Origin of the sequence: Pseudonocardia nigra, assembly GCF_019396355.1 — a bacterium.
GTDB classification, from domain to species: Bacteria; Actinomycetota; Actinomycetes; order Mycobacteriales; family Pseudonocardiaceae; genus Pseudonocardia; species Pseudonocardia nigra.
This window is the reverse complement of the sequence record NZ_JAHKRK010000226.1, coordinates 1-13,125: the sequence shown is the minus strand read 5'-3', so window position 1 is coordinate 13,125 and position 13,125 is coordinate 1. Positions and strand designations below refer to the sequence as shown.

At 70.4% G+C, this 13,125-nt stretch carries 15 protein-coding genes and 1 pseudogene; 7 read left to right on the top strand and 9 right to left on the bottom strand.

The window, feature by feature from the left end:
* Positions 1-105: 105 nt before the first annotated feature.
* The 4 genes from KME75_RS34720 to KME75_RS44160 form a co-directional block, all read right to left on the bottom strand.
* The gene (locus KME75_RS34720) at positions 106-1,107 is read right to left on the bottom strand and encodes a tyrosine-type recombinase/integrase (protein ID WP_308283359.1); all 1,002 of its coding nucleotides are present in this window, start codon (positions 1,105-1,107) and stop codon (positions 106-108) included.
* Positions 1,108-1,197: 90 nt separating this feature from the next.
* Positions 1,198-2,268, bottom strand: a complete 1,071-nt coding sequence (locus KME75_RS34715) for a tyrosine-type recombinase/integrase (RefSeq protein ID WP_308283358.1) — start codon at positions 2,266-2,268, stop codon at positions 1,198-1,200.
* A 151-nt stretch (positions 2,269-2,419) separates the two neighbouring features.
* A complete protein-coding gene (locus KME75_RS34710; protein ID WP_219419176.1) occupies positions 2,420-2,833 on the bottom strand; it encodes a hypothetical protein in 414 nt (137 codons plus the stop codon).
* Between the two features lie 347 nt (positions 2,834-3,180).
* A complete protein-coding gene (locus KME75_RS44160; RefSeq protein WP_246633425.1) occupies positions 3,181-3,375 on the bottom strand; it encodes a hypothetical protein in 195 nt (64 codons plus the stop codon).
* Between KME75_RS44160 and KME75_RS34705 the strand changes: the two genes are divergently transcribed.
* From KME75_RS34705 to KME75_RS34680, 6 genes are all read left to right on the top strand, one after another.
* Positions 3,286-3,468 carry an STAS domain-containing protein gene (locus KME75_RS34705; protein WP_246633422.1) on the top strand — a complete coding sequence of 61 codons (183 nt, stop codon included), beginning with the start codon at positions 3,286-3,288 and terminating at the stop codon, positions 3,466-3,468. The two genes, KME75_RS44160 and KME75_RS34705, sit on opposite strands and share 90 nt — an antisense overlap.
* Positions 3,469-3,669: 201 nt before the next feature.
* Positions 3,670-4,638: an SDR family oxidoreductase gene (locus tag KME75_RS34700; RefSeq protein ID WP_219419174.1), complete on the top strand. Its 969-nt coding sequence runs from the start codon at positions 3,670-3,672 to the stop codon at positions 4,636-4,638.
* The gene (locus KME75_RS34695) at positions 4,626-5,387 is read left to right on the top strand and encodes an alpha/beta fold hydrolase (protein WP_308283356.1); all 762 of its coding nucleotides are present in this window, start codon (positions 4,626-4,628) and stop codon (positions 5,385-5,387) included. The genes KME75_RS34700 and KME75_RS34695 overlap by 13 nt, the downstream gene beginning before the upstream one ends.
* Positions 5,384-6,778, top strand: a complete 1,395-nt coding sequence (locus KME75_RS34690) for a hypothetical protein (protein ID WP_219419173.1) — start codon at positions 5,384-5,386, stop codon at positions 6,776-6,778. The genes KME75_RS34695 and KME75_RS34690 overlap by 4 nt, the downstream gene beginning before the upstream one ends.
* A 296-nt stretch (positions 6,779-7,074) precedes the next feature.
* Entirely contained in the window at positions 7,075-8,124 is a 1,050-nt protein-coding gene (locus tag KME75_RS34685) for an NAD-dependent epimerase/dehydratase family protein (protein ID WP_219419172.1), read from the top strand.
* Positions 8,125-8,126: 2 nt separating this feature from the next.
* Positions 8,127-8,591: an STAS domain-containing protein gene (locus tag KME75_RS34680; RefSeq protein WP_219419171.1), complete on the top strand. Its 465-nt coding sequence runs from the start codon at positions 8,127-8,129 to the stop codon at positions 8,589-8,591.
* 157 nt (positions 8,592-8,748) lie between these two features.
* Here the strand turns inward: KME75_RS34680 and KME75_RS34675 are convergent, their stop codons facing one another.
* From KME75_RS34675 to KME75_RS34655, 5 genes and pseudogenes are all read right to left on the bottom strand, one after another.
* Positions 8,749-9,294 (bottom strand): hypothetical protein, encoded by a 546-nt coding sequence (locus KME75_RS34675; RefSeq protein WP_219419170.1) that lies wholly within the window; start codon positions 9,292-9,294, stop codon positions 8,749-8,751.
* A 349-nt stretch (positions 9,295-9,643) separates the two neighbouring features.
* Positions 9,644-9,796 (bottom strand): annotated as a pseudogene (locus tag KME75_RS34670) (winged helix-turn-helix transcriptional regulator); the annotation flags it as partial.
* 40 nt (positions 9,797-9,836) lie between these two features.
* Positions 9,837-11,402 (bottom strand): alpha/beta hydrolase fold domain-containing protein, encoded by a 1,566-nt coding sequence (locus KME75_RS34665; RefSeq protein ID WP_219419169.1) that lies wholly within the window; start codon positions 11,400-11,402, stop codon positions 9,837-9,839.
* Between the two features lie 60 nt (positions 11,403-11,462).
* Positions 11,463-11,801, bottom strand: coding sequence for a hypothetical protein (locus KME75_RS34660; RefSeq protein ID WP_219419168.1), 339 nt, complete (start codon positions 11,799-11,801; stop codon positions 11,463-11,465).
* A gap of 224 nt (positions 11,802-12,025) precedes the next feature.
* Complete coding sequence (locus KME75_RS34655; RefSeq protein WP_219419167.1) at positions 12,026-12,421, bottom strand: DUF2267 domain-containing protein; 396 nt, start codon at positions 12,419-12,421, stop codon at positions 12,026-12,028.
* Between the two features lie 259 nt (positions 12,422-12,680).
* Between KME75_RS34655 and KME75_RS34650 the strand changes: the two genes are divergently transcribed.
* Entirely contained in the window at positions 12,681-13,052 is a 372-nt protein-coding gene (locus KME75_RS34650; protein ID WP_219419166.1) for a phosphoribosyltransferase family protein, read from the top strand.
* Positions 13,053-13,125 lie beyond the last annotated feature (73 nt).

Sequence of the window (13,125 nt, the reverse complement as noted above, 5' to 3'; positions counted from 1 at the left end):
AAGAGCTGTTGCGCATCTCGCGCGACACGCGGTCAAGCACGAATTGAGACCGACTCGTGATCAAGTGCTCGACGTACCCCTCATGTCACGAAGAGCAGTCACCATTCAGACTTGTGAATAAGCCCCCTGGATGAACCTGCGAGCGACACCGTTCTCGGTGAGATGCGAAACGTAGGAATGCCGAAAACTGTGCGGGGTCAAGGCTTTCGGTAGCTTCAAGGCGTCTCGGTACGCTTCGAACCGGGCGTTGATCTCCGGCGGCTTGATCCGCCCACCGCGCTCGGTGACCCACAACGCCGGGTGGCCGTCACAGCCGAACCGGGGGCGGATGTTGTCCACGTAGTCGGCGACGGCCTCCACCGCCCAGCCCATCACCGAGGCGACGTTGCGCCGCCGCGGGGGTTGACCACGCTTGGCCTTGCCGTAGCGGACATGCAGCGTGCCGTACCGGCCGAACTGCGCAGCCGCCGGGTTGCGGCCCCAGTCGGCGAGGTCCAGTCGCGCCGCCTCGGTCCGCCGCAGCCCCCACCCGTAGATCACCTTGAACAGGGTCGCGTCGCGATAGGCGGTCAGCGCGCCCTTCCGCTTTGCGCGTATCGCCCGCTCGACCTGGTCATCGGCGTAGTCGATGAACCGCTGCAGCTCCTCCCGGGTAAACGCGCGCGCCTCCGGGTTGCCCTCATAAGCATTCAGGTGCGCGATCGAGTTCCACTCGTGCACGATCGGCACCGGGTGCACCCCAGGCCCGAACTCCCGCTCGCATGCCGATGCCCACCCGTAGCGGGCGTTGTCGGTCAAGAACTCGGTGAACAACCGCAAGTCGCACTGGTAGCTGCGGATCGTCGAGGGCGCCAGATGCCGCTCACCGGTCAGCGACAACGACCACTCGTCCACGTGCGCCGGGGTCCACCGCCACGGGTACTCGTTGGTGAACTCCACGAACTGGCGCACCAGCCGCTCCCGCGCGCTGATCGTGTCCGCACGCAACCCACGGGCGGCCTGCTGCGCGGCCCAGCCCCGCAGCATCGCCCCCATCATCGCGTCCTCCGGGCGCAGCTGCGCCACCCCGGAGACCAGCTCCAGATGCGCCGCCCCGGCCAGATCCACCCGCCGCAACCCGCCCCCAACCCCGCTCGGAAAGTGGGCGGATCATGCACCCAACGGGCTCGAATGATCAAATCGGCAGGTCAAGCCACTTCAAGCCGCCGAGGACGACAGCGACTCCGAGCCCCCACTGAGCAGGCGACCTGCGGCTTCTCGCCCGCCTGATGCAACTCCCGAGCCTTCATGGACGTAGCGCATCGTTGTCGAGATCCAGGAATGCCCCAGCAGCTCTTGAACGGCGAGGATGTCCACTCCCGCCTGGTAGAGCTGCCTGGCGCAGTAGTGCTGCAGCACGTGCGGGGTCAGCCGGCCCGTCCAGCCCGGTAGGTGCCGGGCCACGGCGGCCGCCAACGCCCGACGCACCACGTCGGTGTTCACCCGTGCACCCGGGCCGTCGAGCTGGCGGCGCTCGGACGGGAACAGCGGCGCGCCGGGCAGCGAGTGATTGGCGTCGAACTGTCCCCAGACGTCCTCCACGAACCACGCGAGCGTCCGGTCCGCTCCGTTGATCAACGGCACCACCCGCTGCTTCGGGCCCTTTCGGCGGGAGCCCTTGCCGTGGCGGACGTTGAGCTTGCCGAACCGGCCCAGCTCCCACCGCACGTCGTCCAGATCGAGCATGCAGGCCTCGTTGATCCGCAGCCCCACGTCCGCGGACAACCGGGCCACGGTGTAGTTCCGGGCGGCCGGGGCGAACTTGCGGCACGACGCCAGCTCCTCGCGCCAGCCGGCGAACAGCTGGTCCAGCTCTGCCTCGGTCGGCGGGATCCGCAGCTGCGCCTCGACCGACATCCGTGGCCGGTTCATCTCGTCGATCGGGCACTCGACAACCCGCCCGGTCAGCTCGTGCAGCTCGACCTTGTGGCGCAGCTCGAGGAACTCGAAGTAGGTCACCAACGCCTGCGCCCGGGCCGCCCGCGTCGACGACGACACCCCGCGCAGTACCGTGCCGAAGTACCAGTCCGCGTCCCGTGGCTCCATCTCCCACAGCGGCCGACCGAACCACTTCCGGACCAGCTCGAGATGGTTCGTGTCGCCGCGGATCGTGCTGTCCGCTAGCCCTGCCGAGTGCCGCGCGAGCACGAACCCGGCGAGCACGTCGAGCTCGAAGTCGGCGAGCTCCTCCTCCGTTGCCGGCGCTCGCGGCTCCCGCAGAGACCGCACCACCGCGAGCGTCAACTCGCCCCCTCGATGTTCATCGCCGCTGAAGCTGTGTCAGTGTGGCGATGATCCTTTCAGTCCTGCAGGACAGCCTTCAATCCGGCCCTCGCTGCCCGTGCGCTGCGGCAGGCCGCGGGTCAGCTGCAGAGAAGAGTCAGCATCTGCACGTCCGGTCGCTGGGAACCCAGCGGCTGTTGCGTAACCGGTCGTATTCGATCAGATGCGAACTCGGGACGGTTTGCTGTGCGATCCACAGCGTCATCGCTTGCTCACGCAATAGCATCGGCACCGCGTGGACCGCCGCATAGCCGGCTCTCCGGCGCTCCGGACCGAACCGGCAGCATCGCTCGCCGGCCTCGTCGAGGTCGGGCACCTCCACGGACCGCCGCTGACAGTCCAGACAGGGGTATTCGTCGACCTGCAACCGCTCACCGCGCCCGGACAGCCCCCACGCGACGCCGACGACGGCGGTACCGGCGGCCAGGAGCCTCGGCGGCCGCGACATCAGCGAGGTAGGTGTGCGCCACCGGGAGCGCCGGGGCAGCCCCACGGCCACGGCGATGTGCACGGGGTACGGACGTACAGCGATGGTCCGACACCGCGGTGGACAGCGCCTGGATCAGGTCGGGAAGCCTCTCCCCGGCGCATCCGGTCACGCAGGCTCCCGACTCCGGCCGCGCGTAGGCCGAGTGTCTCCGGTCACGCCTCTGCCGACGTGTGGTGCGCCTCCAGGCGAGGAGCCCTGGGAGAACGGGGGCAGGAACGGCATCGCGGCCTGGCAAGGAGGCGATGCGTCGGTGGGCGAAGGTGAGTGCCCCGCGTCCAGACCGGCAACGGGGATCACGGACGAGGATCCGGACGCCCTGTTCGACATGCGGCTGCACGCGCCCAGACCCGACGTCGTCGTAGTGGGGGTCAGCGGGCCGTCGACATGACATCCGCGGCGTTGCTTGTCGAACGGGCGGGCAGCAGCTCGACCGCGCGCCACATCTCGTCATCGACCTGGGTGACGTGACCTTCCTGGGCGCCCGCGGGCTCGACGTCCTGCGCACCCTGTATAGGGAGGCAGCAGTACGTGGCGGTCACCTCCACCTGGCCGCCGAGCATCACGCGGTGCTCCGCGCACTGCAGATCACCGGGCTCGACCGGCTGTTGTCGATCAGCCCCACCGCGGAGGCCGCCATGGCCGCGACCCGTCGCTAGTTCGGGTCGACGTACCGGACGCGAACGATGGGCGTTCTCAGGCGTGCTGTCCGGGGGAGCACGAGCCGCTGGCGCGGCGGACGAGCCGCGTGGGCGGTCGGGCGAGCACAAGGGCCGGTTGCGCGATCGGTCCCGAGGTCCGCCGGCCCCTGACCGGATTGGTCACGTTTAGTCGATACCGCCGGGGGAACGGCTGGGGGCATGCGAGTGCGGGACTCAGTTGTCGTGGTCACCGGCGCGTCCAGCGGGATTGGCCGGGCGACCGCGCTCGCGTGTGCTGCGCATGGCGCCGCGGTCGTGCTCGCCGCGCGGCGGGAAGATGCGCTGCAGGAGGTCGTCCACCAATGCGAGGCGGCTGGGGGCAGTGCGCTGGCCGTCCCTACGGACGTGACCGACGCCGATGCCGTCCAGGGACTCGCGCGACGGGCGGTCGAGGGTTTCGGGCGGATCGACGTCTGGGTGAACTGCGCCGCCGTCACCGCGTTCGCGCCCTTCCAGGAGATCCCGCTCGGCGACTTCCGGCGAATCCTCGACGTCAACATCATGGGCTACGTCCACGGCGCCCGTGCCGCCCTGCCCTACCTACGCGACCAGGGCAAGGGCGTTCTGATCGACGTCTCCTCGATCGTGAGCGCGGTGCCGCAGCCCTACACACACGCGTACTCGATGACGAAGGCCGCGGTCCGGGTGCTCGGGGCGAGCCTGCGCCAGGAGCTGTGGCTCGACGGCGCGACACACGTCAAGGTGTGCACCGTGCTGCCGGCGACCATCGACACACCCTTCTTCGACCACACGGCGAACTACACCGGGCGCAAGGCCAAGGCGCTGCCACCGGTCTACTCCGCGGAGCGCGTGGCCCGCACCATCGTCAACCTCATCCGTGTTCCCCGCCGCGAGGTCATCGTCGGGCCGATGGGACGCAGCCTCGTCATGCAGATGAAGGTCGCGCCCGGCCTGACAGAACGGCAGATGGCGCTGCAGGTCGACAAGGCGCACCTGTACCGCACGAAGCCGGCACCTGCCACCGATGGGAACCTGTTCACGCCCGCCCCCGGCACCGGGTCGGTGTCCGGCGGCTGGCACGGCAAGCGCCGGACCGCGTTGCGCCGGGCCGCCTCCGCCGCGCTGCTGACCGGCGGCGTATTGATGGCACGCCGGTGGGCCCGCTGAACGGCTGGGACGACAGCGAGCACACCGCTGCCGCCGGAACGCGCGTCCATGCCGGGCTCCTTGGCCCGCCCGAGGCGCCCGCGCTCGTCTGCGTGCACGGATTGGGATGCTCGCACCGGTATTTCCTGCCGGTCGCCCGCGCACTGCGCCGCGATGCCCGGGTTGCAGCGCCCGACCTGCCGGGATTCGGGCGTACCCGCGGGCCCGCGCGGACCCTCGACGTTCGCGGTCTCTCTCTCGCGTTGGCGGACTGGCTCCGCGCCACCGGCCGCGGGGGCGCGGTACTCCTTGCCAACTCCACGGGGTGCCAGGTCGTGGTCGACCTCGCCGTCCATGCCCCCGAGCTGCTCGGTCCGGTCGTGCTGGTGGGCCCGACCGTCGATCGCAATGCACGCTCCGCGCCGCAACAGTTCGCGCGGCAGCTCGCCAACCAACGCCGGGAACCTCCCCGGCTGGGCGCCGTGATGGTGCCCGACCTGATTGCGTGCGGCCCCCGCCGCTATGCCCGGACCCTGGCCTACATGTTGGCCGACCCCGTCGAGCGCAAGCTTCATCACGTCCAGGTGAGCGCGGTCGTCGTCCGCGGTGGCCGGGACCCGATCGTGCCCGGCGAGTGGGCCCGCGAGGTCGTGCGGGACCTGCCGCAGGGCCGGCTCGCCGAGATCCCGGGTGTCGGACACACGGTGAACTGGTCGGCCCCGACGGAATTGGCCCGGATCGTGCGTCCGCTGCTGGGGGAGGTGTCGTGACCCGCCGGCTACGGGTGGCGCGCTACCTCGTCGACTTCGACTCCGGCGTCACCGCCGCCCGCAGCCTCGGCCGCTTCCTGCGGGGCAAGGACAATCGGGGGCTCTCGGTGGGGCCGGGTTCCCGTCTGCTGGCGGATCTCGCCTCGTCCCCGCCCACGCGAGTACGCCGTGGCACGTTCTCCGCGCTCGGCGCGCTCCAGGGGATCCCGCTCGACCACGCCCGGCGCATCAGCGCCGACGAGATCGCCGAATGGATCGCCGGACAGTATGGGCGCGGCCCTTACCCGATCGTCGTCGTGGGCTCGCCCAGCGGGGCCGCCGTGCACCTCGCGGCCGCGCTGCGCGCGCCGTACCTGCCGCAGACCACGCTGGCGGCGGTCCGCGACCTCGCGACGCACCCCGACGACCCCCGCGGCGCGATGCAGGCGCTGGCCCCGACCACCCGGCTGGTCGCACACCGCAATCCCGAGGTCGCCGTCTACCACATGCACGACCCGGCGCAGGACCGGCCGATGCTCGAAGGCATGGCCTACCTCCGGCTCAAACGCCTGACCCTGGGTCGAACGTTCGAGCGCTTCCTCGCCGAGCGGCTCGCCCCCGGCGGCACGATCCTCGTGGTCGAGGCCACCCGGACCTGGCGATCCCACGCCGTCGGCGAGCGGGCCTACTTCCAGTTCGGCGCGCTGGGCGGAGTGCCCGAGGACGAGTACCACGACAGCGGAGTACGGATCGCCGACTACCTGGACCGCGAGGGGTCGCCGTGGCGACGGTGGGATCCGCCGGAGGCCGACGCGCGCCGGCCGGAGGCCGAGTGGGGTTTCGATCCGGCGCTGCGACCCGACCTCGAACGCGTCGCCGCAGAGTACGGCTACCGGCTGCGGCGGCTGGTCGTGGACGAGCCGCAGGAGCTCAGCGCCTTCGTCGCCGACCTGTACCGGTGGTGGTATCGCCGGCGAGGCCTGCCGGGCCGGCGGCTGCTCGTCGAGTCCTACGTGCAGTGGGATCCGCTGTGGACGTTGCGGCTCGGCGCCGTTCCGTTCTGGATCCGGTTCAACATGGAGCCCTCGTACAAGGAGCTGGAACGCTACCTCGAACGAACCGAGCCGTACGACCACATCCACCTCAACCTCTTCTCCCAAGGACTGCAGTCCCCCGGGCTCGTGCCGGTACAGCGCTGGCGCGAACTCGTCACATCCTCGGCGAGGCTGCACGGCGACCTCGTCGGCGTCGACGAGGACGCCTACCCACTCGACACCGGCAGCACCCCGCGCTTCCAGCCGGCGTTCGCCGCACTCCCCCCACGACACCCGCTGCCGGCGCCTCTCGACATCACCCACATCGACCGGTTTCTCCAGGCCACCGATCGTTCGTACCGGTTGACCTGGAACTGACCTCGATGACCTCTGGCCCTCACCGACGCCCAACGCGTCACACCGGCTCCCACCGGCTGCCGGCCCGATCGCTCGTGAGCCCATTTCGCGGGCCGACCCCGTCCGGCTGGCGTCCCCGCACGCTGCAGCGCAGGTGGGGTGTCACGAACTCACATCGGACGAGGTCCTCCTGCAGGCGGAGGGCGCCGTTGGCATCCGAGGCATCGGGGCGGGTACGCGTCGGGCCGCCCCTCGCGGGGAACTGACAAGCCACACCCGCCACGTTTGGCCATCATCCGGGGCGGACATCCGCCAACGTGCGCGTTGTCGTCTTAGGTGCCACGGGCAATATCGGGACAAGTCTCGTCGCGACACTGGCGGCCGAACCGGCCGTCACGTCGCTACTCGGACTCGCTCGGCGGCTGCCGACATGGAGGGCTGAGAAGACCGAGTGGGCCACTTGCGATATCGCTCGCCACGATCTCGTCGAGCACTTCCGGGGTGCCGACGCCGTGGTCCACCTGGCCTGGCTCTTCCAGCCCACACATGACCCGGTGCTCACCTGGAACACCAACGTCCTCGGGGGCATCCGGGTCTTCGAGGCGGCGGTCGCAGCATCCGTGCCCACCCTCGTCTACGCGTCGTCGGTCGGCGCCTACTCGCCTGGCCCGAAGGACCGACCGGTGGATGAGACCTGGCCGACCGACGGGTGGCCGACCGCCGGCTACACCCGCGAGAAGGCCTACCTGGAACGCGTGCTCGACACCGTCGAGCGAGACCACGCGCACATGCGCGTGGTGCGGCTGCGCCCCGGGTTCATCTTCAAGCAGGCGGCGGCGACCGAGCAGCGCCGCCTGTTCGCCGGGCCGCTACTGCCCCATCACCTGGCGCGGCCCGGGCTGATCCCCGTCCTGCCGGACGTGCCTGGGCTCCGCTTCCAGGCCCTGCACTCGTTCGACGCTGCAGACGCGTTCCGCCTGGCTCTCCTCCACCCGGTCCGCGGCGCGTTCAACCTCGCCGCCGACCCGGTCGTCGACGTGGCCGAGCTCTCGCGGTTGCTGCGGGCCACCCGCGTACCACTACCCGCCTCCGCGGTGCGAGCCGCGCTCTCCGCGGCGTGGCGACTGCACCTGGTTCCGGCATCGCCCCAGCTGTTCGACGCGGTGCTGCGCTTGCCGATCATGGATACCGAACGAGCACGCGAGGAACTGGGATGGCAGCCGCGACACAGCGCCCTTGACGCCATATCCGAGTTCCTCGAGGGGCTTCACACGGCCAGCGGCATGCACACCCCGCCGTTGTCACCGGGCACCAGCGGACCTGCGCGGACGCACGAGTTTCGGACCGGGATCGGAAAAAAGCCCTAGTAGTGTCTCTCGACCGGCTGACGACCGGGTCCGTTCCCGCTGTCAGCACCGGCCTGAGCGAGCAGGCGGGAACCCAGGACATGCACGAGCCGCACGACAGGGCGGTCAACTCAACAAATCCCGGCCCGGGATTGGTCATCGCCCTCCACCGCCCCGACCCCGAAGTCCGGGTGCTACGGGTCGCGGGTGATCTGCACGATGACCACGCGGCTCAGCTTCGGCTGGTGGTCCAGGAGCAGCTGTTGTTGCTGCCTCGGATGCTCGTACTGGACCTGACACGCGTATCGAACGTGACCGGCCCGGCCGTCGAAAGCCTCGTCCAAGCCTCGGAAGACGCCCGGAAAGCCGCTGTCGAGCTACGCCTCGTCCCGCCGTGCGGTCCGGTCATCGACGCGTTCTCTGTGACGCAACAGCTGTTCGAGCTGTACGCCAGCCTCCAGGAGGCACTGCAGATCCGCCGGACCTGACCCGTCCACCGCCCCACGCAGAACTGCGAAGACCCCTCGCTCCCCAACCTCACCCAATGAGGATGGTGATGTGGGACGACGGCGCGTGGGCGCATGACATTACATTCGCGGCAGGGTAGCTCCGGCCGGATCCTGCCCGGCAGACGTTGACAGCGGTTCAGCGATGAGCTGCGCGCGGTCCAAGTGCTCCGGGGCCGCGACGCGAGGTGGTTCCTCGTTCAGACCCCGGCCTGCACTCGGCGCGAGCCACACGCGGAGCGGCCTGACGGACGAGGGCGTCGCCTCGTGGGTGAGCATCACGAGGATTACCGATCATCGCCCGGAAGCACGCCTTGACTTCCTCGATGTCGCGGGCGAGCCTGACCGCCACCTCGGACCCCCTCCCGAACGCGCGGCGCACCGCCGTTCGCGCTGCTCGCTTCACAGGGACGAGAACATGATCATCGCGCTCGCCAGCCAGACCGGGTGCGCGCTCGAGCACCAGGGCGTAGGTCAACTCGGGGCGCCGGCGGGCCGTCCGGCCGGCGGCGAGCGTCGGAATCCAGACGACCTCGGGGATCATTGGCGGGTCGGTGCTCGCGATCGCCCGGGTCAGCACCGCTTCCACGGCGGCCGGGGACACCGCGCGAGAGAGCCGGACGCGGATCACAGCAGGCACCAGCGTTCCGGTCGGGCTTACGCTCTGACGCTCGTCGTTCAGCATCAGGATCCTCCTGGTGGCCGCCCAGCTGCCAGCTCGTCGTCCCCCGCCCCGTGTCCGGCGGACATACCCCGCGCGCCCTTGCCCCACTCCGTCCTGGCAGGCCCAGAGGCAGCTGCGGCGGCGCCACGGGTAACCGCCCGGTATGAAGGAGCACGACGTCGTCTCGGCGGTCGGGCAGAGCGCGGGATCAGTCCGCCCAGCCCTACAACAGCTCGCCCGCATTTCTGAGGGCAGGGCCGGCCGTGCGAGGGTTGTTCTGGTCGTAGCGCGCCGGGCCGCGGCGATCGCAGGTCTGCTGGTGGCCGCCGAGCGGCCAGGGCTTCCAGGGGCTATCGGATCTGCTCGGTCAGGGGGTCCCCGCATACGCCACGCGTGGCGACACCTCCGGGTGGACGGAGCGCGTGATCAGCCCATTGCGTTCGAGCCCGTGCAACGGCAGCGTCAGCATCCGCCTACTCACCCCCTCGGCGGACCGTTCGAGCTCTCTGAAGCGCCGGGGACCGTTGCCGAGCTGGGCTCTGTCGCGGGGACAGCTCGGCCGATCAGCGGGCGGCTGCCGGCGATCGGAAGTTGTCCCGCAAGTGTTCGGCCGCCTGCCGCTGTGCCTGCGCTGCCTTGTCCAGGACGGCTGCCGCGCCGAAGAACTCGTGCATCACCCCGTCGTAGCGTGTGGCGGTGACGGCCACGCCGGCCTGCTCCAGGTGCCTCGCGAACTCCTCGCCCTGGTCGCGCAGCGGGTCGCGCTCGTCAGTGATCACCAGGGTGGGCGGCATCCCGGCGAGCGGCTCGGCCGGGACCGACAACAGGTCCACCCGCGGGTCGGTAGCGCGATCGGCCACGCCCTCGAAGGCGTGCATCGCCATCCAGGACAGCAGCGGACGGTTGAGCGGCCGGGCGTCCGCGGCGTCGACCATCGACTCGCCGAACTGCTCTCCGGTCGTCAGCGGGTACACGAGTACCTGTGCCACGGGCAGGGGCTCGCCCGCAGCGGCGAGCTGCAGCGAGGTGGCGGCCGCCATCGTGCCACCGACCGACTCACCCCCGATCGCGATGCGTGATCCATCACCACCGAGGCCGTCGGCGTTGTCCCGGATCCACCGGTACGTCGCGAGCACGTCGTCGTGCGCCGCCGGGAAGACGTACTCGGGCGCGCGGCGGTACTCCGGAGATACCACGATCGCGCCCGTCCTGTTGGCGATCCCCCGGCAGGACGCGTCGTAGGTGCCGACGCTGAACAACACCCAGCCGCCACCGTGGATCCACAGCACGATCGGCAATGGATCGTCACCGGCGTCCTTGGGCCAGTAGACGCGCACCCCGAGCCGCCCGCCCGGACCGTCGATGGTCATGTTCTCGACCTTGTCCACGGGCTCGGGCTCGGTGGACTTACCGTCCTCCTCCAGAACCCTCAGGACAGCGTCCGCCGGTGTGGGCTGGCGGCGGGCCTGGTCGGGGGTGAGGATCTCGAACGGCTGCGGCTCCATCGCGGCGAAGGCGTCGACGATGCGCTGCGCCTGAGGGTCGAGCGCGCCGGACGGGTCCGTCGCAAGGTGCTTCTTCCGGCCGGTCGCCTTGTCGCGCACCATGTCGACGGCCTTCGCGCCCGCGTCGAGCAGCTTGTGGCCCGTCTCCCCGGACGGAGCGTTCGGGTGCGCGAACGTGGGCGCGGCCCGCTTGGCGGCGAGGAACTCCTTGCCCAGCTCGGCCATCCGCTCCGGCCCGACGGCCTGCCGGAACCGCGGCAGGAACTCCCCCTCCTCCTCCGCGACGTGGTGGCGGATCGAGGCGATCAGCCGTGACAGCGCGTCCTCGAACTCCGGCTCGCCCGGGTCGCTGTTGTTCAGCGTGACGAGCAGTTCCTTCGCCTCCTGGTGCTCGTCGCGGCCCTCTTCGGCCTCGTGGGTCTCGCCGGCCTCTGCCATCGCCGGATAGAGCACCCGCTCCTCCGCGTCGGCATGGAGGGCCAACTCGAACGCAACCTGATCGACCAGCACCCGCCGATCGCCGCGACCGGCCTCGAGGTGCTGGAACTGCCGCTCGACGACGGCGTGGTCGTCCGCGATCAGATGGTCGACGTCGCCGGGCAGCGTCGGGTAGGACAGCGGCATGGCAAGGGCCTCCAGGTTCCGGGTCCGAGTCGATGAGCCGGGTTCCCGTGACGGTCGGGTTCACACCGACTTCAGCTCGACGTCAACGAGAAGTTGCGGCACCAGGGCACAGGGGATTGCCGCTTTTGGATCACCAGCAGGCTCGGCGCTGGCCAGATTTTGTACGGCCATGACCACGGCGGCGCGGTCGCCGACCAGTTTTCGCAAAGCCGTCGCGCCGGAGGCCCAGGCTTTCCCGGCGGCGCGGCCGGCCGGGCGAGCGCGGGCGAAAGTGGCGGTCAGCCGCCCGAAGCGACCTCGCCCATCGCGCGTCGATCCGGCGCGCAACCACGTCGGACTCGGCACGCTCGCCGCGCCCGTGCGCAGGGTGAAAGTGACCGCCCCCGGCGAGCGGTCCACGTGGGCGTGGCGGCTCGCCCTCGAAGTCCAGCACTCTCACGGTGTCCGCTGGCAACCCCGCCCGGACCACCTCGACCAGTTGCTGATCCCCGGCCTGCAGCTCGGCCAAGACCTGCTGCCCGAAGTAGCGAGCCCGTTCCGGTGGCTCGCCGAGCAACTGTCCGACCTCGACGATGAACTCCCTACTCATCTCCTCCTTCCCACTCGTCCGTACGACGCCGCGGTCAGTGGTGCCGGACGGGTTCGGTGCCCAGCAGGTCGGCGTAGTCCGGAGGCAGCTGCGTGGCGATGTGGTCGAACTCGCGTCCGGTCAGACCGACCTTGAACGCGGCGAGCGTGGCCCGGGCGTGCTGACGGGCCTGCGGCTCAGTGCAGTTCCCGCCCTCGGCCTCGGCGACCCGCCGGTAGAACTCCTCGACCCCGAACCGGTCGCCCGGCCCGTCCTCCGGGAGCAATGCGGCGAGTTCCGCGGGGAGCTGGGACGCGAGGTTACGGGTCTGGCCGCCGGCCAGCCGGGTGCCGAGCACCTGCACGGTGGCGCGGACGGCGCGTTCGGCGTCCTCGTGATCGGCGATGCCAGCGGTGCGGGCCACTGCTGATGTGATCTCGTGCTGTTGCATGCCCATCGGGTACCCGCCGCGCATCCGTCCCTCACGATCGGGCTCCCGATCGGCCCGTCCCCGACGCGTCTCCGTCGCGCGCCGCGGCTCGGTGCGCAGGATGGCCGGACGGCGTCGGTCCGGTGCGGATCGGTGTGGCTCCGCCCTCGTTCGGGGTAGCCGCACCACGGGAGGGGATGCACATGCGATTCCGGGATCGACGAGACGCCGGACGCCGTCTCGCGCAGCAGCTCACGGTGCTCGACCTGCACGATCCGTCGTGCTGGCGCTCCCCCGCGGCGGCGTGCCCGTCGCGGCCGAAGTGGCACTGGCACTGGCACTGGGAGCACAGCTGGACGTGATCGTCGCCCGCAAGCTGGGCGCTCCCGGCCAACCCGAACTGGGTATCGGCGCGATCGCCGAAGGCGGCGGGATCGTCGTCAACACCCGCGTCGTCACCGCCCTCGGCCTGTCCGACGACGACGTCGCGGAACTCGCCGGGCCGCAGCGACAGGAGCTTCAGCGCCGCGTGCAGCACTACCGAGCAGACCGGGACCTGCCGGATCTCGCCGGACGCGACATCATCCTGGTCGATGACGGGCTAGAGCGTGTCCCTTGGATCATGGGACGGGGTCGCGGAGCCAGATCCTGATCGAGGCGACGTCGATGGTTCCGCGGAACATGTAGTCGCGCTTGTCGTAGCGGGTGGCGACCGCGCGGTGGCC